20 protein-coding genes and 2 pseudogenes are annotated in these 22,042 nt (G+C 48.8%); 16 read left to right on the top strand and 6 right to left on the bottom strand.

Features of this window, described 5'->3' with window-relative positions:
* Positions 1-29: 29 nt before the first annotated feature.
* Both IRJ17_RS25505 and IRJ17_RS28370 read right to left on the bottom strand, forming a co-directional pair.
* Complete coding sequence (locus IRJ17_RS25505) at positions 30-584, bottom strand: tyrosine-type recombinase/integrase (RefSeq protein ID WP_242772309.1); 555 nt, start codon at positions 582-584, stop codon at positions 30-32.
* Positions 585-733: 149 nt separating this feature from the next.
* Positions 734-958, bottom strand: coding sequence for a site-specific integrase (locus IRJ17_RS28370; RefSeq protein ID WP_423751939.1), 225 nt, complete (start codon positions 956-958; stop codon positions 734-736).
* A gap of 377 nt (positions 959-1,335) precedes the next feature.
* On the opposite strand from IRJ17_RS28370, the gene IRJ17_RS25500 reads away from it, so the two are divergent.
* The 10 genes from IRJ17_RS25500 to IRJ17_RS25455 all read left to right on the top strand — a co-directional run bounded on the left by IRJ17_RS25500 (position 1,336) and on the right by IRJ17_RS25455 (position 13,518).
* On the top strand, positions 1,336-2,175 hold the full coding sequence (locus IRJ17_RS25500) for an Ig-like domain-containing protein (RefSeq protein WP_242772307.1): 840 nt from the start codon (positions 1,336-1,338) through the stop codon (positions 2,173-2,175).
* A 483-nt stretch (positions 2,176-2,658) separates the two neighbouring features.
* On the top strand, positions 2,659-3,474 hold the full coding sequence (locus tag IRJ17_RS25495) for a MerR family transcriptional regulator (protein WP_242772303.1): 816 nt from the start codon (positions 2,659-2,661) through the stop codon (positions 3,472-3,474).
* 30 nt (positions 3,475-3,504) lie between these two features.
* A complete protein-coding gene (locus IRJ17_RS25490) occupies positions 3,505-4,704 on the top strand; it encodes an MFS transporter (RefSeq protein WP_242772300.1) in 1,200 nt (399 codons plus the stop codon).
* A 640-nt stretch (positions 4,705-5,344) separates the two neighbouring features.
* Entirely contained in the window at positions 5,345-6,391 is a 1,047-nt protein-coding gene (locus IRJ17_RS25485; protein WP_242772298.1) for a helix-turn-helix transcriptional regulator, read from the top strand.
* Position 6,392: 1 nt separating this feature from the next.
* The gene (locus IRJ17_RS25480) at positions 6,393-7,388 is read left to right on the top strand and encodes an ABC transporter substrate-binding protein (protein WP_242772296.1); all 996 of its coding nucleotides are present in this window, start codon (positions 6,393-6,395) and stop codon (positions 7,386-7,388) included.
* A 347-nt stretch (positions 7,389-7,735) separates the two neighbouring features.
* Entirely contained in the window at positions 7,736-8,431 is a 696-nt protein-coding gene (locus IRJ17_RS25475; RefSeq protein ID WP_242772293.1) for a hypothetical protein, read from the top strand.
* Positions 8,432-8,528: 97 nt separating this feature from the next.
* Positions 8,529-8,999: a PDDEXK family nuclease gene (locus tag IRJ17_RS25470; RefSeq protein WP_122962948.1), complete on the top strand. Its 471-nt coding sequence runs from the start codon at positions 8,529-8,531 to the stop codon at positions 8,997-8,999.
* 361 nt (positions 9,000-9,360) lie between these two features.
* Positions 9,361-10,371 carry an ATP-binding cassette domain-containing protein gene (locus tag IRJ17_RS25465; RefSeq protein ID WP_242772290.1) on the top strand — a complete coding sequence of 337 codons (1,011 nt, stop codon included), beginning with the start codon at positions 9,361-9,363 and terminating at the stop codon, positions 10,369-10,371.
* On the top strand, positions 10,368-11,183 hold the full coding sequence (locus IRJ17_RS25460) for an ABC transporter permease (protein ID WP_242772287.1): 816 nt from the start codon (positions 10,368-10,370) through the stop codon (positions 11,181-11,183). Before IRJ17_RS25465 ends, IRJ17_RS25460 begins: the two co-directional genes overlap by 4 nt.
* Before the next feature lie 196 nt (positions 11,184-11,379).
* Positions 11,380-13,518: an AraC family transcriptional regulator gene (locus IRJ17_RS25455; RefSeq protein ID WP_242772285.1), complete on the top strand. Its 2,139-nt coding sequence runs from the start codon at positions 11,380-11,382 to the stop codon at positions 13,516-13,518.
* Positions 13,519-13,594: 76 nt separating this feature from the next.
* Here the strand turns inward: IRJ17_RS25455 and IRJ17_RS25450 are convergent, their stop codons facing one another.
* The 4 genes from IRJ17_RS25450 to IRJ17_RS25435 form a co-directional block, all read right to left on the bottom strand.
* Complete coding sequence (locus IRJ17_RS25450) at positions 13,595-14,122, bottom strand: hypothetical protein (protein WP_242772284.1); 528 nt, start codon at positions 14,120-14,122, stop codon at positions 13,595-13,597.
* A 103-nt stretch (positions 14,123-14,225) separates the two neighbouring features.
* Positions 14,226-15,209: a drug/metabolite exporter YedA gene (gene yedA / locus IRJ17_RS25445; RefSeq protein ID WP_242772283.1), complete on the bottom strand. Its 984-nt coding sequence runs from the start codon at positions 15,207-15,209 to the stop codon at positions 14,226-14,228.
* A 22-nt stretch (positions 15,210-15,231) separates the two neighbouring features.
* Positions 15,232-15,684 (bottom strand): Lrp/AsnC family transcriptional regulator, encoded by a 453-nt coding sequence (locus tag IRJ17_RS25440; RefSeq protein WP_242772282.1) that lies wholly within the window; start codon positions 15,682-15,684, stop codon positions 15,232-15,234.
* Positions 15,685-16,127: 443 nt separating this feature from the next.
* Entirely contained in the window at positions 16,128-16,658 is a 531-nt protein-coding gene (locus IRJ17_RS25435) for an ECF transporter S component (protein ID WP_242772281.1), read from the bottom strand.
* A gap of 211 nt (positions 16,659-16,869) precedes the next feature.
* On the opposite strand from IRJ17_RS25435, the gene IRJ17_RS25430 reads away from it, so the two are divergent.
* The 6 genes and pseudogenes from IRJ17_RS25430 (at position 16,870) to tyrS (ending at position 21,935) form a co-directional block, all read left to right on the top strand.
* On the top strand, positions 16,870-17,712 hold the full coding sequence (locus tag IRJ17_RS25430; RefSeq protein WP_242772280.1) for an AraC family transcriptional regulator: 843 nt from the start codon (positions 16,870-16,872) through the stop codon (positions 17,710-17,712).
* Between the two features lie 485 nt (positions 17,713-18,197).
* Positions 18,198-19,505: an NtaA/DmoA family FMN-dependent monooxygenase gene (locus IRJ17_RS25425; RefSeq protein ID WP_242772279.1), complete on the top strand. Its 1,308-nt coding sequence runs from the start codon at positions 18,198-18,200 to the stop codon at positions 19,503-19,505.
* An 87-nt stretch (positions 19,506-19,592) separates the two neighbouring features.
* Positions 19,593-19,754: pseudogene (locus IRJ17_RS25420) on the top strand (TetR/AcrR family transcriptional regulator); the annotation flags it as partial.
* Positions 19,755-19,781: 27 nt separating this feature from the next.
* Positions 19,782-20,150 (top strand): DUF4180 domain-containing protein, encoded by a 369-nt coding sequence (locus tag IRJ17_RS25415; RefSeq protein WP_122962957.1) that lies wholly within the window; start codon positions 19,782-19,784, stop codon positions 20,148-20,150.
* Between the two features lie 38 nt (positions 20,151-20,188).
* A pseudogene (locus tag IRJ17_RS25410) lies at positions 20,189-20,293 on the top strand (formylglycine-generating enzyme family protein); the annotation flags it as partial.
* A 382-nt stretch (positions 20,294-20,675) separates the two neighbouring features.
* Positions 20,676-21,935, top strand: coding sequence for a tyrosine--tRNA ligase (gene tyrS, locus IRJ17_RS25405; RefSeq protein WP_122963254.1), 1,260 nt, complete (start codon positions 20,676-20,678; stop codon positions 21,933-21,935).
* Positions 21,936-22,042: the final 107 nt, after the last annotated feature.

Here is a 22,042-nt window from a genome sequence, read left to right as displayed (position 1 = left end):
ATAATTTATAGTTATTTGGAGGTAAAACATCATAACTGAAATGAATTACGTGGGTTAAATTTGATCAATACTTCTTTTTTTCTCTCAGTTGAAACCTCGGTGTATATCTGAGTTGTACTAATGTTAGAATGACCTAAAATCTCTTGGACTGCTCTCAAATCTGCACCATTGTCCAATAATAATGTGGCGAATGTATGCCTTAAGAAATGTGGTGTTGATGTTTTATTTATTTTAGATAGATCACGATATTTATAGAAAATATTTTCTACTGAATAAATACTTAATCTATTTCCATACTTGTTTACAAACAATGCTTTGGTAGTAGGTTCAAAAAATTCTCTCATCTGTATCCACTTGATTAATTTGTTGAGAACGTCATTATTAGAGAGATAGAGCAATCTTTCTTTGCGACCTTTGCCGAAAATTAATAATGTACGTTCTTCCATATTGATGTCTTCTATATTAATGCTAGTCAACTCGCCGATTCTAATTCCTGTAGAAAATAACAATTCCAAAATCGTGCAATTTCTGAGACAGATGCACATTTTGAATTGTGTTTTCGCTGTAGATAACTCATCTTGCATGTAGCTCAACAAACTTATGATTTCATTTTGAGAGAGTGTTTTGGGGATTTTTTGAGATTTTATATTTTTTTGAAATTGCTTATAGGCAATTCAGTTATTATTTTTTGAATTAAAAAGTGAAAAACGATTTCAGTGTAACGTATTTTCTTTTATCGTAGTATCTTTAAGTCTGCTTTCGTATAGTACTTTTTCAAAATAAAAATATATGCTCTCGGTGGTAACAGCTTGATATTCTGATTGCTCCAGACACTTTTTAAGTGCTGTAAATCAGAATAATAGGCTTTCAAAGTTTTTTGTGATAAATTTCTCTCAAATGTAAGATAGTTAATATACGCATTGATATGTATTTTTATTTCATCAACTAACAATCCCATTCTTATACGCCCTCCCAAGTGGGAAAAATCGAGATACCATCACATTATAGCTGCTTATGTAAAATAATGGACGAGTTTCAAATAGCTCTGTATGCGAATGACAACTTGTCCATTTCACTTTGATAAGCAGTGATTTGATACAGGTATCTCATTTGATCTGCTGAGGCTCGATAATTCGAAAATGATAGAATAATTACACGAACTCCTCACGCCTAGCCCCCAAAACTGATTTTTCAGTATTTACTTTTATAGCCGATGAAATCTATGATACAATCAAATTGCCCGTTGTAGGAGTTCTAAAGTCCTAGGAAAGGAGTCCTTCTTTAGTGTTGATGGAACGCCGTGTGCGTTGAAAGGCGCCTGCACGGTGTTGGTCTGTGCGAAAGCCCGTTTTTGGGTTAGCCGGAAATAGCGGACAAGCAATTACAGGAGTAGGTACATCTGCAACAGTTTTACAGATTGGCGAGACAATTACGAGAACAGCAACAACAACAGAACCAGGAACCAAGATTTGGTCATCGAGCAATCCGTCAGTAGCGACTGTGAATGCTTTCACTGGAGTGATCACGGCAGTTTCACCTGGAACGACAACGATCCAATATACAAGTTCTAATGGAGCTGTAAACAGTGTCACTGTGACAGTCTACGCTACAGCGCAAGAAACCAACCCTTCATACTCGGGTACTGGAACGAATGGAAACCTTGCTGAAGGCGATACGGCTATATCCCCGGATCAAACGATCACGGCAGGTTCCGGACAAACCATTACTTGGACATCAAGCAATCCAAGCAAAATTTCAGTCGACACAGAGGGCAAGATTTCGAGGCAAGGTGGAGGCTCGGCAGTGATTAGCTACGTGATTACTGATGATGCTGATCATCATGTGGTACAGAAGGGTTCTGTGACCGTTACCGCTGATTTTGCCATCAACAATGATGTGACATTGACTGCGAAACCTACTGCGATGTTCACAATCGACAGTGCCGCAAAAGTGATTGATGGAAGTGCTGTCTTCTTCAGTGGTTCTACCTATGTCGGATCTGCATTGATGGGTCATCTTGAAGGCCCAGACGGCGCAACGGTCAAGCTGTTCTCTGCTTCTCACGTCGAAAAAGGTTCCTTCGACCTTTTGGAAACAGGAGATTATGTACTGGTTACAGCAACGGACGGAACGACAACAGCCACATACACGATCTTGTTTGTCACTACCCCATAGTTCTGTTGCATGCACCACAATTCCCCAGGAGAAATCCTGGGTTTTTTCATTTCAAACCGCAGCCCTCAAAACGTTTTAGCATCCAGAAAACGCATGAGTGAAGGAGGCGCTAGTAGGTTAACCATACTTAAACATCCAAAGCAGCCAAAATGAAGGCTGCTTTTTTCTGTATCGGGAGCGGCCTGTTTACTTTCAGATAAATGCAGGGGCAATCGCGATACGTTAGAGCAACGAAAGACTCGCGAAAAGGATTCTCCTCTGAATGATGCAGGAATCTTGTTGCCAACCTAGTGTCTTCTACTAAAACGGTGAGACGAATGACAGGTTCAGCGGCTCCAGGTAGAAATGGCGAAGACGCAGAAATTCCGGTTTACACGAAAAATTTCTCCTAGATCGCTTCCCTTGACTCTCCCCTCAACTGGAACGTTATACTCGGAAAAGACCAGGGAGAGAATAGAATGACCCGTGCAAGGAGATGGATGGATGTTTAAAATCAGCGAGTTTTCAAAAATCAGCCAGGTGTCCGTGAAGACGCTTCGTTACTACGACCAGTTAAATTTGCTCAAGCCGAATCACACCGACCGATTTACAGGTTATCGGTATTATACGGCTGACCAAATGTTTCAACTCAATCGGATTTTGGCCTTTAAAGAACTGGGCTTCTCGTTAGAGCAAATTCGCCAGTTGGTAGGAGAACAAATCTCGCAAGAACAAATTCGGGGAATGTTTCGGTTGAAGGAAAGCGAGATTTTGTCAAATTTGGCTAAGGAGCAGGCAAAGCTGGCGCAAATTAAGGAACGGCTGTCTTTCATCGAAAATGAAGGCGAGAATCAAAAGTCGCACGACGTTATTGTAAAGGAAGTCGGGCCTCAACTGGTGCTGTCTTACCGCCAAAAAGCTTCGCTCAAGCAAATTCCGGAGCTTTTCCAACAGGTGGATGATCAATTGGGAAATTCCGTTCAGCCATCTACGCCTCAAATTGTACTTTGGCACGGTTGTGAAGAAAGCGAGGACGAAATTGACATGGAAGTGGCACGGCCTCTGACTCTTGATATGCCGAGCCGGCCTCCTTTTACGGTGAAACAATTGCCGGAAGTTCCGATGATGGCTACGCTTATCCACCTTTGCCGGACGACTCGCCCCTGTAGTGCAAGCGCGGTATTGGCAGCGTGGATTGAACGGAACGGATATCGCATGAAAGAGAATGAACCGCGGCGCGAAATTTGTTTGCCGCATGAAAAGTCAAACGATCCGGAAGCTCACGTTGCCGAGTTGCAGGTTGCCATAGAAAGAGCATGAGGAAGTTCATCTGGAGAGGAGATTCAATGAATGGCGAAACAACATAAGCGACTGATTTTCAATTTGTTTTTATTAACTTTCGTCTTGGGAACGAGTGAATTTGTGATTGTCGGGTTGCTCAATGAAGTGTCAACTGATTTGAAAATAGCGATATCAACGGCGGGTTCGCTTGTCTCGGTCTTTGCCATCACGTTTGCCATAAGTACGCCGATCTTGACGGCTGTTTTGAGCCGATTTTCCAAGTATCCGCTGATGCTTGCCCTGATCGGGGTGTTTATTGTCGCAAATGTCATTACGGCTTTATCGGGATCGTTTGCACTGCTTGTTGCCAGCAGAATCGTCACGGCGGTAGTTACCGGGGTACTGATCGCACTTGCAATGAGTGTGGCGAATGAAACGATGCCTGCCGACAAGCGGGGGCCGGCTATATCGATTATTTTTGCGGGGTTTACGATAGCAAGCGTAGTCGGGGTGCCGATCGGAACGTATATCGGGCAATGGAGCGGCTGGCAAATGGCTTTTTGGTTTACCAGCGTATTGGGTATCGTATCCTTAATCGTAAGCGCTGTGACCATTCCCAAACAGCTGAGGGGAACGAAGAGTTCCTTGCAAAAACAAATGGGTCTCATAACCAATCCGCGTATTGTCATCGGCTTTTTTATTCCCGCATTAAGTATTGGGGCTACCTATACGGTATATACGTATTTGGCTCCTTTGCTGCAAGAAGTGCTATTCGTGCCTGAGCGTTACATCGGCGTCATTTTTTTGCTGTACGGTGTTGTTTCCGTTTTTAGCACGCTCATTGGCGGGAAGCTGGCGATCCGTAACGGGATTGGCAAGTTGAGATATGTGTTTCTGATTCAAGCTGCTATCCTTGCTTCGTTGTACTTTTCTTCCCGTTCCATTGTGGCGGCCTTGATTAGTATCGCACTCATTGCTCTTGTTGTTTACATCATGAACTCGACCATGCAATTGTATTTCATTGATGTAGCACATAAGTATTATCCGGCAGCGAAGGAGTTGGCTTCGTCGTTGGCTCCTGTATCTATAAACGTCGGAATCGCGTTTGGAGCGGCTCTCGGGGGAATCGTCACGGTGAACAGGGAACTTATCGACGTATCCTGGGCAGGCGGGATCGTTGCGGTGGCTGCATCATTGTTGACCTTTGTCAGTTATCAGCTGGACCGTAAAGCCAGCCGCTACCGCAGTCGCATGAAAGAAACGTTTTGATAGATCTTGCAAAAACGGCAGAAGTGCCGTTTTTTTGTTGGATATGACGGCTTCCGCGAATGATCTGCGAACAATGTTTTAACCAAACGATTTTCCGTGCCAGGCACTAAAGTCGGCAGCCTAGCTGACTATACTAGGTTATGCTACTATGAGGAAAACTTTTGATAGATTCTCCTGTGTAAAAGTGTGGCCGATCCTCACTTTGCCTGAATCAGTCATGAGCTATTTGACGCCAAGTTACCGTTGGCGCTCTTTGATACGGCAATCGCTATGCAGAATTGCTTTGCTGAAGAAGTAGCCTTATGCAGTTGGGAGGAGAAAGATGGACCAAAAGACTCAAGCCCAATGGAAAGCGGTGTTTTTTCATCATAAACAACAGCAGCCGATGCGTGCGTGTAGCGTCGGCTGTTTTTTGTATGCGCAATGTGTACATGAGGAAAGACGGCTGAATAGGAGCTGCAGATTCGTTGAATGGAAGTGGCATGTAGCTCTGTCACAGTCCTGACACACGGGAAAGCAAGGGATAGCCAATCACTCGAAATACCCCGCATTGACACCGTCTAGTGCTTTTCGCTATCGTTGACATCAAACTATTAGTGAGAATTATAATCACCAACCCGGTCTTTTGGTTACATACTCTGTGGGAGGAGCGAGTGACGGACTGGCTGGCTCAAGTTCGTTACGCCGCATTTTGATGAACATAAACGAGCAAATTCAACTGTGGAATCAAGTCATCGTTCGCGTGCTGGATATTCGGATCAAACGGGTCGGGCATGGCGACGAAATTCGCGATTATGTAGCGCCGACAAGCATGTTTATGTATTTGGCTAATGGGAGCGCAGAGCTGTGGGCAGACGGCGACGTGTGGCTGGCTGAGCGGTTTCATTTGCAGCATATCGGCAAAGGGAAACGGGTATCGGTTCAATCCGCCAGCTCGCTTGACGCCTATATGATCTTATACAAAGCATCGCTGCCAGCTTCTGCATTGTGGGAGTTTCACATGATGATGCAAACCGAGAATCCGTTTATGGAAAGTTGGGGATTGGCGCCTTCCGAACCGCTCGTCTTGCTGGAGATGCTCCAAGCGATGGTTGACGATTGGAAGCAGGCAGACGGCGGGGGCAGAGGGCAGTTCGACGAAGAGAAGAGCAGCGGGAAGGACGACGGATTACGGTGGCTGAAGGCCAAAGGGGATTTCATCCGGTTCACCCATGCGGCGTTGCGGGAGCGGGCGGAGCATCCGTGCGTCCCGTCGTTGGCTGAGCAAGTGATCCGTTATATGGCAAGGAATTATCGCGGGGTGATTTCCGTGGAACAGCTGGCTCAGCAAATGAATTACACCCCGCAGTACGTTTCGAGAAAATTCAAAGAGCAGATGGGATGCAGTCCGCTCGAATATGCCATTCGTCTGCGCATGGATATGGCGCGCAATTTGCTGCGTGATACCGCAGCGACGCAACAGGAAATAGCTGCTTATGTCGGTTATCCTGACGTGATTTATTTTAATCGTGTGTTCAAGAAGCAAACAGGCGTAACTCCCGGCCAATACCGCCAAAAATATCGGGATGCAGTTTCGAAAGATACAAGAAATCGGTCAAATTCATCCGTTGTTGCTCCTCATCCGGCAATGTATCATGTTGATAATAATGATATTCATTATCATTTACTGGTCAGATGGGGGAAATGATATGGCAAGCAGCAAAAGAAAATGGTTGGCCACGGCTCTGCTGTGCCTGACTATGGCAGCATCGGGATGCGAGACAGCACCGGAAGGCACAGGGGGAAAGAATAACAGCGCAACGAACCAAACGGCGAATAACACAGGGGATCCGAGTCAAGCAGAGACAAAGGCACCTGCCACTGCCGAAAAACGAACGATTACAGCGGCGACCGGAGAGGTGGAAGTGCCTGCGCAGCCAAAACGCGTAGCGGCACAGGCTTTTTTGGGAACCGTGCTGGCGCTCGGCGTCCAGCCAGTTGCCTCGGAAACTTTTTTGATGAATAGTCCGTACTTGGAAGGCAAGCTCGACGGTGTGACGGATGTGGGCGATTCGCTGGAAGCATTGCTTGAAGTGGAACCGGATTTGATCATTACCCAAATCGCCCAAGCAGAAACAGTGGACAAGTATGCGAAGATTGCGCCGACAGTGGCGATGCCTTACAACCGCTTTGCATCGATTCAGGAGGAGATGCGTTACTTCGGCGATTTGTTGGACAAAAAGGACGTTGCGGAGCAATGGATTGCCGATTTTGAGCGTAAAACCGGCAAATTGCGCGAAGCAGTACAAGGAGCGCTTCATGAGGGCGAGACAGTGTCTGTCATGCAGGAATACGACGGCACCGTATTTTTGTTCGGTCCGAAGTCTGGACGTGGTGGCCGGATCATGTATGAAATCTTGGGCGCCAAGCCGCCTGCGGCCATTCCTGAACATATGCTGGCGGACTCCTACTATGAATTTTCACTGGAGAAGCTGCCTGAATATACCGGGGATTACTTGATTTTGACGACAAATTCGACGCTGGAGCAGTTGAAGGCTGACCCGATTTGGGGCAAATTGCCGTCGATCCGGGATGGAAAAGTGTTCCTGTGGAATGAAAATCAGTCGTGGTACCGCGATCCGATTGCTGTGGAAGGGCAAATAAACAGTTTGGCTGAGTGGATTACCAAAGCCGCCAAAAAGTAGAGGGAGAGCGTTTCATGCCGAAAGAGCAAATGTACGATGTGACGATTATCGGTGACGGCGATTTGGCATTCTCGTGCGACAGTTTAATTTAACGCGTCGTTTTACGATAGTTGGAGAAAATACGGGTGTTGCGAATCCTCAAAAATCATCTCGTGAAGAAAAAAGAGCGAAAACTGCGGTTCTCACTCTTTTTTTCTTTTGTTAAGATGAGTGGGATTCACAAAATGACACAGCTATAACCTGCATAAAATAGGTGAAATTTGCTTTTCTTTTACGTCTTGACTCGAAAAAAATAGAAGTGGGCAAGGAGATTAGGCAGGGGAGCATGAATGGGAGGCAGTGGCACAATGACCAAAATTGTGAGCTACATAAATGATTTTGCAATCAGTGATTCTACATCCCCTATCGAATATAAACGGGCTGGCTATCATCAAAGATATTTAACGATCAACGGAGAAGAGATTGCCAATACAGGGATCGATTGTGAAACGTGCCTGTTTTATGTGGAAGTATCGGGCGCGGAGTGGAAGAATCCAAGGGGAATTTCAGCAAACTTGAATAATGGATTAACCGAGCTAAACCATGATTTTGTGTCGGAATTATCATGTATCGTGCCAAATGGTCAGTATGTTGTCGCTTTGTTCAAAGCATATCCGCGATTGAAACGACAGGCAGATGGAAGCGAATATTATCAAATCGGCTCCCGACGAGTGGGTTCTGGAAAGAAAATAGAGGAATACATCGTGCCGATTCAACCGAGTGGATCATTGGACCAATCAGTCACTGAGAAGTACATGAAGACGGGGAAAGGGAACGTCAATCCGACGGCATTATGTGTTTCTTTTCTAGACACGAAATTTCCGCTTAATGATATACACTTCGATGAGCTTTGGCTGCATACGCACTACTTGCTAGACGGACATCACAAAATGTTTGCGGCTGCTCATGCCAAAATGCCCGTCTCCATGTTGTCTTTCCTATCAATTGATGAGTCATTTGCCAGCCGGGCGCAGATCGATAAACTTATCCAAGCATTGAGATGATAAAATGTTTTTTGACTGGAAAAAGCAGATTGGCTGACGGGTGATTTTGGAGAGATGAGGAACGAAATAACGTTAGGATCGGGAGGCACAACAGAAAATGCAAAGCGTTGACAAGAGCAGCAATCACTCGAAAATTACGGGGGATTTTGCCGAACATTTAATTATGTACTGGTTGTCTCGACATGGGTTTGAGTGTGTGCATGTCACTCATACGGGAATTGACATCATTGCAACGAGGAAGTCAACAGGCGAACGGTTGGGCATATCCGTTAAATCGCGAAGCAGGGCAGCGGGGCAAATTGATAACGCACTGACAATTACCAGACCGAGTGATGAATTTCGAAAAGTAGACGAGGCGTGTGGGCATTTTGCTTGCAAACCTTACTTTGCGATTGTTATTGATCAGGAGAATGTCATTAACGCTTATATAACTTCGAAGGAAAACATCATTAACATGTTTGGGCACAGCAGTGCATCAAGCCAAAACTGGAATTATAAGAAGCTTGAAAATGATCGTAATACTGTTTTGTTTTCCCTTGAATACGGCAAGCAGCGGTGGTTTCAGTAATATCACCGCCATTGCTACATTGATTATACTGCCAATGGTGCTCGTGCGCTCCCGCTTACGTGCGTCAGCATATAAAAGCACGAAAAACGGCTGAGATGCCGTTTTTTTGTTGGAGTTAAAAGCGGATTGTTGTAGCTAACCAAGAACATTCCACATTGTCTCTGGACAATCATTCTCTTTTTATGTCTCGGCAAAACACTTCCCTCTCCTCCTCCAGACTGACCTCCACCCCCTTCCCATGTACGTGTAACAACCGGACAAAAAGCCCTAAAATAAAAAAACGACAACCAGTTTACATTCAGTTTAAATCCGCACGGTATTGTTGCGATATCAAATAAACAGTGGGTAAGGAGATGCCAGAATGAACAAGAAGTACAGCAATGAATGGGCAGTCGAAGCCCGTGGGCTTGTCAAAGTGTTCGGAGACAATCGCGCTGTAGATGGCGTGGATTTGAACGTGCGCGCAGGCTCGATTTACGGCGTGCTTGGTCCAAATGGGGCGGGCAAGACTACGACGATTCGCATGTTGGCGACTTTGCTCCGGGCGGATGGCGGAGAGGCACGCATTTTCGGGCACGATGTGACGAAAGAGGCGCATGTCGTGCGGCAGTTGATCGGGGTAACGGGGCAATACGCTTCGGTCGATGAGTCGTTAAGCGCCACAGAGAACCTGATTATTTTCTCCCGTTTGCTCGGCTTGGGGCGCGCCGAGGCGAAGCGAAAAGCTGCTGAGCTGCTGGAAGAGTTTGGTCTGACGGAGGCTGCCAAACGTCCATTGAAGCACTTTTCCGGGGGGATGCGCCGTCGGCTGGATTTGGCTGCCAGTCTCATCGCGCAGCCACCGCTCATTTTCCTGGACGAACCGACGACCGGGCTGGACCCGCGAACGCGTTCGCAAATGTGGGATACGATTCGCCGCCTGGTAGAAACGGGGTCGACAGTTTTGCTCACCACGCAATACCTCGATGAAGCAGACCAGTTGGCCGACCGAATCGCGGTGATCGACCGTGGGCGGGTCGTGGCAGAAGGTACGGTGGATGAGTTGAAAGCATCTGTCGGGAACTCCGCCCTGCATCTGCGAGTCCAAAATGTACAGGACATTGCCAATGCTCGTGAAATGGTGGAGCAAGTGCTCGGAGTTCGCTCCAGCGTAACGGCAGAAGCAGGCAAGATTACGGCGCCAATGGCGAACGCCGACCAAGTCACCGATTTGCTGATCGCTCTGCGGACGAGAGGCATTCACCTGACGGAGATCAGCGTGCAAAAGCCGACGCTGGACGAAGTCTTTTTAACGATTACGGGGCACGGTGCCAGCGAAAATGCACAGCAAGCCTCAGAACACCCGAACAGAACGGAGGAAGCCACTGTATGAAAAGCGCAGCATTGACGCAAGAGCTTGATCGTTCGTTGAAAAACCGCGCCAGTTTCGCTCAGGCGCTCCGCCATTCGTTGACGATGGCCTACCGGGGGCTGCTGAAAATCCGGCGCACTCCCGAGCAGCTGTTTGATGTCACGATTCAGCCGATCCTTTTCACCCTGATGTTCACGTATATTTTTGGCGGCGCGATTTCAGGAAACGTGGAAAACTACTTGCCGATCATCATTCCTGGCATTCTCGTGCAGACCGTTATCTCGACGTCCATCGTGACGGGCGTTCAGCTTCGCGAGGATATGGACAAAGGAGTTTTCGACCGATTCAAGTCGCTGCCGATCGCCCGGATCGCGCCTTTGGCCGGGGCGTTGCTCGCCGATACGATCCGCTATACGATTGCGACCGTGCTTACTTTTGCGATGGGGTATATCATGGGCTACCAGCCTGAGGGCGGACTGGGATTCGTCGCGATTGCGGGGATTCTTGTCATTGCCTGCTCGTGGGCGGTCAGTTGGATTTTCGCCTTTTTCGGGGTTATTGCGAGGACGGCGGCAAGCGTGCAAGGGATTTCCATGCTGGTGCTGTTTCCGCTGACTTTTCTCTCCAATGCGTTCGTGCCAGTTGAAACGATGCCGACGTGGCTCCAGTGGTTCGTCCAACTCAACCCGATCTCCCATCTGGTGAGCGCGGTTCGCGAATTGGTCAATAGCGGCACGATCGGCACGGAGTTCGTTTTGTCGCTCGCGAGCGCTGCCGTTATCGTGGCTATTTTCGCTCCGCTGACGGTGCGGGCTTACATGCGGCGGACGTAGTGAATTTTGTAGGGACGGGAAGCGGGTCAACAAGGGATTGCAAGGCTTGCTCAGACTTAGACTCAGGCTCGGTGTAACTATCATTTGGCAATTGTACATTGTACGGTTCATCCAACTAACAAGAGACATAAACAACCGCTATATGCCGGAGCTGTCTGGCAGGTAGCGGTTGTTGTTGTTGGGAAGACAGTTTTTCATGACTATATGCATTTATAATGCCGTCAATCGCTGGTTCGACCACTCTTATGGGAGACGGATAAACAGCGAAAAAAGCTATGAGCACAGCAAAGCGATGGCTCCGGTTCGTTTTAGCCAGATTGCTGTTCTTGCTCTTCAACTGATAATTATTATCACTTATAATAAAGCAACCAAACAAAAAGGACTGGTCACATTGAAGCAAGAAAACTCCCAAGCGCTGCTATGGAACCAGGCTGCCATTAAAATTTTGGACATCCGTCACACAGCGTTGGCACCGGGGGAAGGGTTTGGACCGTACAAGCTCCCGGCCAGCATGTTTCTTTTTTCCACGCGGGGCAACGCGCAGGTTTTGTTGGATGGGACGGCGTACATGGCAAAAGGGTTTCAGCTCATGCACAGCGGAAAAGGAGCCACGCTCCAGATTGTGCCTGCGGGTGAAGCGTTTGAATATTACTCGATTTTTTACAAAGCAACGATTCCGGCACCCGCAAGCCAGAGCTTGCTTGAACTGTTAAAGCGCAGCAACCCGTTTTTGGCGCAATACAGCCTGATCCCGAGCAGCCCGGTTTTGCTTTTTCACCACTTGCAACAAATGCACGAGCAATGGCAGGGCCCAGAGTCGCTGAGGCGGTTTCAGATCAAAGCTCTTTTCTACCAATTTGTTTATCAGGTGCTGGCAGAGTTGGAGCGGGAGGGCAGCGAAGTGACCTATCCCGATTTGACGGCACAAATCATGCTGTACATGGAAAAAAATTATGCGGAGCCGATCACGCTGGAGTCTTTGGCGGAGATGTTTCGTTACAGTGCATACCATTTATCCGCGACATTCAAGCAAAGCACAGGCTACAGTCCGATCGATTATTTGATTCGCGTTCGCCTTGAAAAAGCGGCGAGCCTGCTGACGGAGACGGACGCTTCGCTGCGGACGATTTCGGCAGGTGTCGGGTACAAAGATGTGTACTATTTCAGCCGCTTGTTCAAGAAAAAGCTGGGCGTGTCGCCTGCCGAGTATCGGAGAAGGAATTGGCAACAGAGCAAAGTTGCAGATAGTCCGGCAAAATTCCCTACATATTCTATTGTGGAACGGATGCTGAATCGGTACATTGATAGTGATAATTATTATCAATATACAAAAAAAGGGGATTTTCCGATGAGCAGAGGTTCACGAGCGTCACTGGCGGCAACTGCGCTGTTGTGCATCATGCTGTTGCTGAGTGCTTGCTCTGGCGCGACCAGTACGAGTAATGGGGCAGCAGCCCCGGCACAAGGGGATGCGAATAACGTGGCAAAAGTAGAGACGATCACCTACAAGACGACAAGCGGAGAGGTGACGATTCCGAAAAATCCGAAGCGGGTTATCGTTTTGGCAGACAGTTACGTAGGCTATTTCCTCGCTTTGGGCATCAAGCCTGTAGGGTTGTCGGAGTTTGCCCTGAATCATCCTTTCTACGCCGGAAAAGTGGACGGGATTGAAAATATCGGGGGCTATGGCGATGACAGCAACTCGCTGGAAAAGCTGTTGGAGCTGAAGCCTGACGTCATTATCGCCTTGGACAACGCGAAAAACCTGGAGAACATCCAAAAAATAGCGCCGACTGTCGCGATCAAATACGGGGAAAAAAATTTGCGGGAGCAGCTTCGGGCTTTTGGCAAAGCGTTTGGCAGGGAGCAGGAAGCAGAAGCGTGGATTGCGAACTGGGATAGCAAAGTGGCGAAGTATAAGCCAGCCGTGCACGAGGTCGTGGGTGACAAAAAAGTGGCGATTTTAGGGGGAGACATGAAATCGCTTGGTGCGTTCGGAGATTTTTACGGACGAGGCGGAGAGATTTTATATCGCGAGTTTGGGTTGAAAGCGCCGGAGATCATCCAGAAAGCAACGATGGATATCGGCAAAGGCTACGTTGCGCTTTCGCATGAAAAACTGCCGGAATATGCGGGAGATTTTTTGTTCATCGAGGATTCGCTGGAGAAGGAGATAAGCAAGAACGAGTTGTGGCAACAGCTGGATGCCGTCAAAAACAAGCGCGTGTATACGATTGATTCGAATACATTTTATTTCAATGATCCGCTGTCGTTGGAAAAGCAGTTTGATTATATTGCGGGGAAATTGCTTGGTGAGGAAACGATCAGTAAGTAGTAAAAGTTGAGAGATACGCGAAACCAAAAGCAGCCCTCCTTGTATTCGACTGGCAGAGGGCTGCTTTTGCTACTTTTTAAATGATGGTAGGCTGGATACCCATCTGAACTTGAATCCCTTTAAACCATACTAAGTAGTTCTGCATCTCTTCATCAGTGAAAATAGTGCCGGGGGCTGTAGCTACTCTTGGCAGTTTCCTTAGATCGATTCCTTTCCCAATGAAGTAATTTTCGTTGGGATTAATTTCAAGGTTGGTGACATTACCGTATTTTACAAGCAAGAGGGCATCTTCCACTCTGAGATCATACCACTTCCCAAACCCCTCTTGAAACCGATACCCTGCCGCTGGCGGCGACCCTCTAGCTGTCTTTTTGTCCTTGATAAAGCTATCTTCAATTCGGCCAATGACATGGAAAGAACTCTTTTTAAGCAACATCGCTATGAGACGGATGAAGCTTGGATTTATGCGGCTTAACTCGATTGTATTTCTGGAGATGCAATCTTCAAATACATTTCTGGTCAATGACTCCAGTTGTTCCTCCAGTCCCTCTTGTTCAATAAGGTCGAAAATTTTAGTTTGAAGTCCCTGTTTCTCTTTGTCCAAATGATTCGCCCCTCTGCTTTTTTCTAAGCAAACATGACTTGTTTTTGCTTAATGATAAAAATTAGATTACAAGGGTAATTTTACCTTTTTCTCAAACTAATAGTTACACGCCCTCCCCTTCCCCTCTCACCACTTCTTTCCGCTCGATGGCTTTCCTCTGCCCGCCAAAAACCGTAATCATCATGACCGCGACAACGATAATGATAGCGGCGGCCCAGGCGTGGGGAGAGAGTCGCTCGTTTGCCAGAAACCAGCCCAAAAATACGGCGACGATCGGATTGACGAAAGCATAAGTCGATACCCAGGCGGGGTCAGCATTTTTCAATAGCCAAATGTACGCTGTGTAGCTGATGATCGAGCCGAACACGATCAGATAGCCCAAGGCGAGAGTGGAGCGGACAGATAGCTCAGACAGGTGCAGCTTCGTCCAATCGTCGAGGAAAAATGAAACAAAGATCAGCAAAGCGCCGCCTACCATCATTTGCGCCGCTGTCGATTGCAGGGGAGACGCGGGGAGTTTTGCCCTGCGAGAATACAAAGATCCGATTGACCAAGAAACCGAAGCGATCAAGAGGGCGATCATGCCGATTGTGTCCATGTTTTGGCTGTTCGCTCCGCCTGTGTTCAGGACGAGCACGGCAATGCCGGAAAAGCCGAGCAGTACGCCAGCGAGGACGCCGAGCGCAGGTCTTTTTTTGTTGCCGCCAAGCCAGTTGAAAGCAAGAATCCATAAAGGAACAGTTGCTACCAGCAGGGAGGCGATGGCTGACGGGACTTTTTGTTCCGCCCAGGCGACCAGCCCGTTCCCGCCCAAGAGCAAGAGAGCGCCCACGATTCCTGCACCTTTCCATTCGGCAACGCTCGGATGCTGCTCACCCTTTAACCGCGCAAGCACATAGAGGACAGTTCCAGCCACAAAAAACCGAATGCCCGCCATGATAAAAGGCGGGATGGTTTCAATCGCAACCTTCATCCCGAGATACGTTCCTCCCCAAAAAATGTACACGGAGAGTAAAGCGATTACAACGAGAGTAATATTTGAATTTTCTGACTCGCCGATTTGCATTGCTTTTTTCCCTTGCATCATCCAGGGTCGCCTCTCTTCTTTCTCAATTCTCCTTCATCCCGTTTTCGTAAAGGGTAGATAAAACAAACGTCGTCGAGGTCTCCTGAACGTCAGGGAATTTGACCATTTCATCGATCAGATTGGTAATATCCTCAGGGGAGGATACCCGCACTTTGAGCATCATGCACCATTCCCCGGCCAGGCGTTGGCATTCGAGAATCGTTGCGCCCGGAACGTGCAAATCGACAATCTTGCCTGCGATTTCTTTGAAGTTTTGGCATTTCATTTTGACAAAGATCAGCACTTTCAGTTTTTGCTCCAGCTTGCTCCAATCGACAATGCAGCGGTAACCTTTGATGATGTTGCTCTTTTCCAGCTTTGCCACCCGCTGATGAACGGCAGGGCGGGATATGTGCAAAAGCTTGCTTAGTTCTTCGTGCGAGAGTCTCCCTTTTTCCTCAAGGAGTTGCAAAATTTTGATATCGATATCGTCCATGGCGTACCTCCTGAGAAAAATTGTAGCACAAATAAACAGGAATAGAACGAATGGTAATCAGAGTGATCAAAATTCGAACGAAACGTTGTAAAATGCGCTTGGATTTTCCGCAAAAGCAAGTGGAGCAGTTGAAAAACCACTCTGGTTCTTACGATTTGTAAACTGGGTGGAGAGTCCAGTCGATGACAACGTGCGGAAGCTGGTTCCGGCGGTGAAAAAAGAGCTGGCGCACACTTGCTCGATGCCTCGGTAAATAGGGGCAGTCTACTGGCGATCCGGCTTGTGGCGGATGAAATTTCGCAAGCGGTGCTGTAAAGAAAGCAAAGTGACCGGCGAGTGGGCGAGCAAATGAAGCGGATTGAAAGACAGCAAAAAAGCTCTTGGCGGGAAATTTCTCCAAGAGCTTTTTCGTGATGGAACAGCAAGGATGGCTACCTGCCCGCCTATGCCTGTCCCACAATCTTTTTCAACCGCCCTACGAGTGGCAGCACGATAATTCCGGCAACGATAACCTGGAGGAAGTTCCCAGGGATGGAGCCGAACGGCTGAATCCAGTTGCCATACAAAATCACTTCCACGAAGTAGTAGCCGACGATTTTGATAATCAGCGCGACGGCGATCGCCACACAGTAAGCCAGTGTGCGTTTGCCAGGCATTTTTTCCCCGATGAGGCCAGCGACATAACCCATGGCACCGACGATGATGAACGTAAAAGGCGCCCAGGCTGTCCAGCCGGAGATCAGGTCGAAGAGACCCATGCCGAAAGCTCCGGCAATCGCTCCCGTTTTTCTGCCGTACACAAAGGCAGCAATAAAAAGAGGCACGTTACCGAGGTGAATCAGGCCGCCGTTGCCCATGATCGGGAGGCGGATGTTGATGAACATGGTAGCTGCGAGGGTAAAAGCGATAAAAAGGGCATGAATCACAAGCATTTTTGTTTTCGAAGTAGATCTTGGTGAGTAAGTTGAATCCATATAACAGCCTCTTTCTTTTTTTCCTATTATCATACCCGCAAACGGTTCCTAAATAAATATGCTTCCCGCGATTTATTTGGGCAGGGAGCGCCAGATGGTACGGCAAACCCGGGGATGGAGCGCATGCGATGCTCCTACGGCAAAATCAGGCCCAATCCTATGATAAAATAAGCAGGGGTACACGATATGGACAGAAAGCAGGTTTCCTTTCATGATGGATTTGGACAAGATAGCGGAAATATTCGCCGGCGGTTCCTATGAGATAGCCAATGTGCAGCGCTTGGTCATTCAGCCGAAAAGTATTTTGCGCGGTTTCAAGACTGTCCAATACGGATTTCTGTTTATTGTGCGTGGAGAGGCGAAGATGCATGTGAACGGAACCGCTTACGATTTGTTGCCGGGAACGGTCGTTCATGCTGCTCCAGGCATGCAAATGGACTCGCGGGTCATTGGTCAGTCAGAATTGGAGTATTTCATTGTTTTTTACAGGTGGAACAAACACGGAAATGACACGGCGGCTGTTGAACTGAATACTCACTTCAAACTCGAACCCGGCGCGAATCCCCGGTTGCTTGAAGCGCTCATCATGATCCAGCAAAAAGCCCGCGCTACAGGCGGGATCGGGAAGCTGCATGTCAAAGAGCTGTTTTTAGGCATCATGCATCAAGTGCTGGTGGGCTGCAAGAGTCGGGAGGAAGGACGTTCTCCAGGCCAAAAAATAATCGAAGAAGCGATTGCGTACATTAGCGGGCATTACATGGAGCCGCTGACGCTCGGCGAATTGGCTGAGTTGCACGGTATGAGCCCCAAGCAATTTTCTTACTTTTTCCATAAATACACAGGATACCGCCCTATCGACTACGTGATTCATTACCGGATGGAGAGAGCACGCGAGCTGCTGAAAGCAGGCAGCTATCCGATCAGCGATATCGCCGTCAGTGTCGGGTATGCCAATGCGCTCTATTTCAGCAGGATGTTTAAAAAGAAATTCGGCGTGTCGCCTTCCGCGTACAGAGAGCAAGAAGAGAGTCATAAGGACGTCGGACAGTCATGACTGTGATTGCTGACTGCAAGCCGCGAGTTGTAAACCGCAAGCTGCGAGCTGAAATCGTAAGCTGCGAGCTGTAAACCGTAAGCTGCGAGCTGAAACCGCAAGCTGCGAGTTGTAAACCGCAAGCCGCGAGCTGAAATCGCAAGCTGCGAGCGGTAAACTGAAAGCCGCGAGCTGCAAACCGCAAGCTGCGAGTTGTAAACCGCAAGCCGCGAGCTGCAAACCGCAAACTACGATCTGCCAACCGCCCACCAACTGCGCTGAAAACGCCGGGACGTTTTTCAAAGAAAAGCACTGGATTAGACAATCTTGCATATCGTTTTCGTGATTTGTGCATTTGCTTTTACTCCTGCCCTTGCTACACTATTTAACGATAATGATTATCATTGTTGGGAAAAGGTGCGTATTTGCGCTTTTGCCAACATGACGGAAGAGCGGGGCAAGTCCTAATCGCGAAACGAATCTCAATCCAGGAGAGGTGGATACGTATGGCTGAAAATAGACAATTGTGCATCGGACTGGCGATTAATACTACGTGGATGAAAGGGGCAGGCTGGCGGCGTCCTGACAGTGATATCGAGAAACTGGACACGATCGACTACTATATTGATTTGGCGAAAATGGCCGAGCAAGCCAAGCTCGATTTTTTGTTCAAAGCCGATTATTTATACGTCGGTCCGCAGATGCTGGGAGACGCCGTCAGCTTTGGCAGCGTTGATCCGACACTGATGTTCTCCGCTATTGCCCGGGAAACCGAGCGAATCGGGTTGGTGACGACGATCTCCACCACATTCAATCCGCCGTTCATCGTGGCGAGACAGCTTCAGTCGTTACACTGGCTGAGCAACGGGCGAGCTGGCTGGAATATCGTCACATCGATTGAAGGGGCCGAGAACTTCGGCGATGCTCCGATGCCATCACCGCAAGAGCGCTATGCGAAGGCAAAAGAGTTTATCGAGGTCGTACGCAAGCTGTGGGATAGCTACCCGCGCGAAGCAATTGTCATGGATCGGGAGACAGGCATTTTTACCGATCGGGACAAGGTAACGCCGATCAACCATTCGGGCGAATTTTTCAGTGTCAAAGGGCCGCTGACGATGCCAGCCCATGCCTCCGGCTCGATTCCGTTTTTCCAGGCAGGTGCGTCGGATACGGGACGTGATTTTGCTTCTTCCGTCGCGGATGCGATTTTTGCAGCCATGCCGGATATTGAATCAGGAGTCGAACTGCGAAGCGACTTGCGCAAAAGGGCGGAGGAGCATGGACGTAATCCGGATGCAGTCAAAGTGCTGCCGGGCCTGTACTTTTTCTTGGGGGAGACGCGCGAGGAGGCAGAGGAATTGCATAAAGTGGCGCATGCCAATTTGAGCACGGAGCGCAGGCTGGCTTCGCTGAAATTCGTACTCGGAATGGAAGCAAGCCATCTGGCTCTGAATCAACGCATAACAGCCGACATGCTCCCTGATCCGAACCTGCCCGTCCGCAGCCGGACACATGCCGAGCTGTTGCGCCGATTTATCACGAAGTACGAGCCGACTTTGCAAGAAGTGCTGGCACGCCCTGAGGTAGTCGGATCGGCGCATTGGGTGTCTGTCGGAACTGTCGACGATGTACTGGCTGATATTATCGAGCGTTACGAGGCGGGAGCGATTGACGGGTTCATTGCTCTGCCGGGCGGATCGGAAAAATCGATGAACATCTTTTTCGAACAACTGATGCCCAAGCTGGTGGAAAAAGGCTTGTTCAAGCGCGAATACGCAGGCGCCACCTTGCGCGAGCATCTGGGAATCCAATAAAATCGTGCGTTGCCGGGAATGAATTGCTTTAGCCACCCTGCCCCGCCTCCTGTCCTTCTTTTTCCCTAAAAAATCAGCCTTTGCCAGCTGGCGGAAGAAGATGCTCAGGGGGCCGCTTATGGGCTGATGGCGATGGTAGTCGGGCTGAGCTTTTTTCGGGTGGCGGGGATTGCGCCGCCGCAGGGCGAAGACAATCGCTATATAGGCGAGCAGTATGTCCAAAGACTTTTCCAGGCCCATGCCAAATGAGTGGCTGATCAAACAGGGAGGTAGACGATGAACATTGCCAAGCACACCGTTAACGGAGTCAATATTGCTGTCGTAACAAGCGAGGAACACGTCATCGCCGATGTCCAGGCGGCACTGGATCTGATCGCGACGGCATGGTACGAAGCCGAATGCGACCGCATCGTCATTCATAAAACGATGCTTGCGGAGAGTTTTTTCGATCTGAAGACGCGACTGGCGGGCGACATTTTGCAAAAGTTCATCAATTACAAGGCAAAGCTGGCGATCGTGGGCGATTTTTCCGTGTATGCAAGCAAAAGCTTGAAAGACTTCATCTATGAGTCGAACAACGGCAACGACATCTTTTTCCTGCCGACTGAGCAGCAGGCGATCGAAAAGCTGAGCTTGGCTAAATAAAAGTGGAAAGCGGAGGGAACCAGATGACAGGCAGGCAGGCTTGGGCGGAAGCGGCTAGAGGTGTCGGCGCGACATGCCGCAGGCGCAGTCATCCGACGTTTCGCATCGATGATCTCGGCTTTCGGCTTGCCCGGGCGGTGTGAGGGCAAACGCCAGTTGACACCGATCTTCCAATTCACTATACTGTCTGTAATCTTATATGCGACATACGTTGAAAGAGCCCAGTAGCAGATTGGTCCCTGTCCCAGAAAGCCGGGGGATGATGAAACCCGGCACACACCAAGCAAGCGAATTACAACTCTGGAGTATCTCGGGTAATGCTGAGCGGAAGCGGCGAACGATATCTCGCCGAGAGTGGCATGAATGGCGCGCAAAAGGAAGGCGTGTGCGGCATTGGTGCAATCTGGGTGGTAACACGGTTATTCAATCGTCCCTATGTCTATATGACAAGGGGCGATTTTTTGTTGTCACGCACAACGTTGATCCGGTATAGGAGAACTACGAACCTGAGGGAGTGAATTGGCTGTGAACATTATTGATGAACTCGAATGGCGCGGCGCCATCAATCAACAAACAGATGCCGAGGGACTTCGCGAATTGACCGAGCAAAAATCGATCTCGCTCTACTGTGGCGTGGACCCGACAGGCGACAGCATGCATATCGGTCACCTGATCCCATTCATCATGCTGAAACGCTTCCAGTTGGCTGGTCACCGCCCGGTTATTTTGATCGGCGGCGCGACAGGAACGATCGGCGATCCGAGCGGCCGGCAATCGGAGCGCTCGCTGCAAACATTGGAGCAAGTGCAGGCGAACGTGGATGCACTGACTGCGCAAATGAAAAAGCTGTTCATCACAGAAGGCGACAATCAAATCCGCCTGGTGAACAACTACGACTGGACGCATAAAATCAACGTCATCGAATTTTTGCGCGACTACGGGAAAAATTTCAGCATCAACGCGATGCTCGCCAAAGACGTGGTGGCAAGCCGACTGGACAGCGGTATTTCTTTTACCGAGTTCTCCTACCAAATCCTGCAATCGCTCGATTACTTGCACCTGTACAAACACGAAGACGTGCAGCTGCAAATCGGCGGTTCGGACCAATGGGGCAACATTACGAGCGGCCTCGATCTGATCCGCAAAAAAGAAGGGCCAGAAGCGAAAGCGTTTGGCTTGACCATTCCGCTGATGCTGAAAGCAGACGGCACGAAGTTCGGAAAAACGGCTGGCGGCGCTGTCTGGCTCGATCCGAACAAAACGACGCCATTCGAGTTTTACCAGTTCTGGGCGAATACCGATGACCGTGATGTTGTGAAATACTTGAACTACTTCACGTTCTTGTCCAAAGAGCAAATTGAGGAGCTGGCTGAAAAAGTCCAGACCGAACCGCATAAACGCGAAGCGCAAAAAATGCTCGCAGAAGAAATGACCCGATTCGTGCACGGGGAAGAGCTGCTGGAGCAGGCCAAACGCATTACAGCTGCCTTGTTCACGGGAGACATCAAGTCGTTGACGGCAGATGAAATCGAGCAAGGCTTCAAAGAAATGCCGACCTATGAAGCGACGAAAGAAGCGAAAAACATCGTGGATTGGCTGGTAGAGCTGGGCATCGAGCCATCCAAGCGCCAGGCGCGCGAGGACATTACCAAAGGCGCGATTTCCATGAACGGCGAAAAGGTGAGCGATCTGGAGCTGGAAGTAACGGCTGACCTCGCCATCGGCGGACGCTTCATCATCATCCGCAAAGGCAAGAAAAACTACAGCCTGGTTAAGCTGTCGTAACACAAGCAAATCGCACGAAAAAAGGAAAGCTTCCCTCCCGACTGGCGAGGGAAGCTTTTTTTAGGTTAGCTCTACATTCTTCTGGATAGATGGTGTACGATGAACAG

Source organism: Brevibacillus parabrevis, assembly GCF_022701015.1.
Taxonomy (GTDB): domain Bacteria; phylum Bacillota; class Bacilli; order Brevibacillales; family Brevibacillaceae; genus Brevibacillus; species Brevibacillus parabrevis.
This window is presented reverse-complemented; position numbering and strand designations above follow the sequence as displayed.

Excerpts from the sequence above, each read along its gene's own strand:
- IRJ17_RS25505 (WP_242772309.1), bottom strand. The coding sequence starts at position 584 with ATGCAAGATGAGTTATCTACAGCGAAAACACAATTCAAAATGTGCATC.
- IRJ17_RS28370 (WP_423751939.1), bottom strand. The coding sequence starts at position 958 with ATGGGATTGTTAGTTGATGAAATAAAAATACATATCAATGCGTATATT.
- IRJ17_RS25495 (WP_242772303.1), top strand. The coding sequence starts at position 2,659 with ATGTTTAAAATCAGCGAGTTTTCAAAAATCAGCCAGGTGTCCGTGAAG.
- IRJ17_RS25490 (WP_242772300.1), top strand. The coding sequence starts at position 3,505 with ATGGCGAAACAACATAAGCGACTGATTTTCAATTTGTTTTTATTAACT.
- IRJ17_RS25480 (WP_242772296.1), top strand. The coding sequence starts at position 6,393 with ATGGCAAGCAGCAAAAGAAAATGGTTGGCCACGGCTCTGCTGTGCCTG.
- IRJ17_RS25475 (WP_242772293.1), top strand. The coding sequence starts at position 7,736 with ATGACCAAAATTGTGAGCTACATAAATGATTTTGCAATCAGTGATTCT.
- IRJ17_RS25470 (WP_122962948.1), top strand. The coding sequence starts at position 8,529 with ATGCAAAGCGTTGACAAGAGCAGCAATCACTCGAAAATTACGGGGGAT.
- IRJ17_RS25465 (WP_242772290.1), top strand. The coding sequence starts at position 9,361 with ATGAACAAGAAGTACAGCAATGAATGGGCAGTCGAAGCCCGTGGGCTT.
- IRJ17_RS25460 (WP_242772287.1), top strand. The coding sequence starts at position 10,368 with ATGAAAAGCGCAGCATTGACGCAAGAGCTTGATCGTTCGTTGAAAAAC.
- IRJ17_RS25455 (WP_242772285.1), top strand. The coding sequence starts at position 11,380 with ATGACTATATGCATTTATAATGCCGTCAATCGCTGGTTCGACCACTCT.
- yedA (WP_242772283.1), bottom strand. The coding sequence starts at position 15,209 with ATGATGCAAGGGAAAAAAGCAATGCAAATCGGCGAGTCAGAAAATTCA.
- IRJ17_RS25440 (WP_242772282.1), bottom strand. The coding sequence starts at position 15,684 with ATGGACGATATCGATATCAAAATTTTGCAACTCCTTGAGGAAAAAGGG.
- IRJ17_RS25435 (WP_242772281.1), bottom strand. The coding sequence starts at position 16,658 with ATGGATTCAACTTACTCACCAAGATCTACTTCGAAAACAAAAATGCTT.
- IRJ17_RS25430 (WP_242772280.1), top strand. The coding sequence starts at position 16,870 with ATGATGGATTTGGACAAGATAGCGGAAATATTCGCCGGCGGTTCCTAT.
- IRJ17_RS25425 (WP_242772279.1), top strand. The coding sequence starts at position 18,198 with ATGGCTGAAAATAGACAATTGTGCATCGGACTGGCGATTAATACTACG.
- IRJ17_RS25415 (WP_122962957.1), top strand. The coding sequence starts at position 19,782 with ATGAACATTGCCAAGCACACCGTTAACGGAGTCAATATTGCTGTCGTA.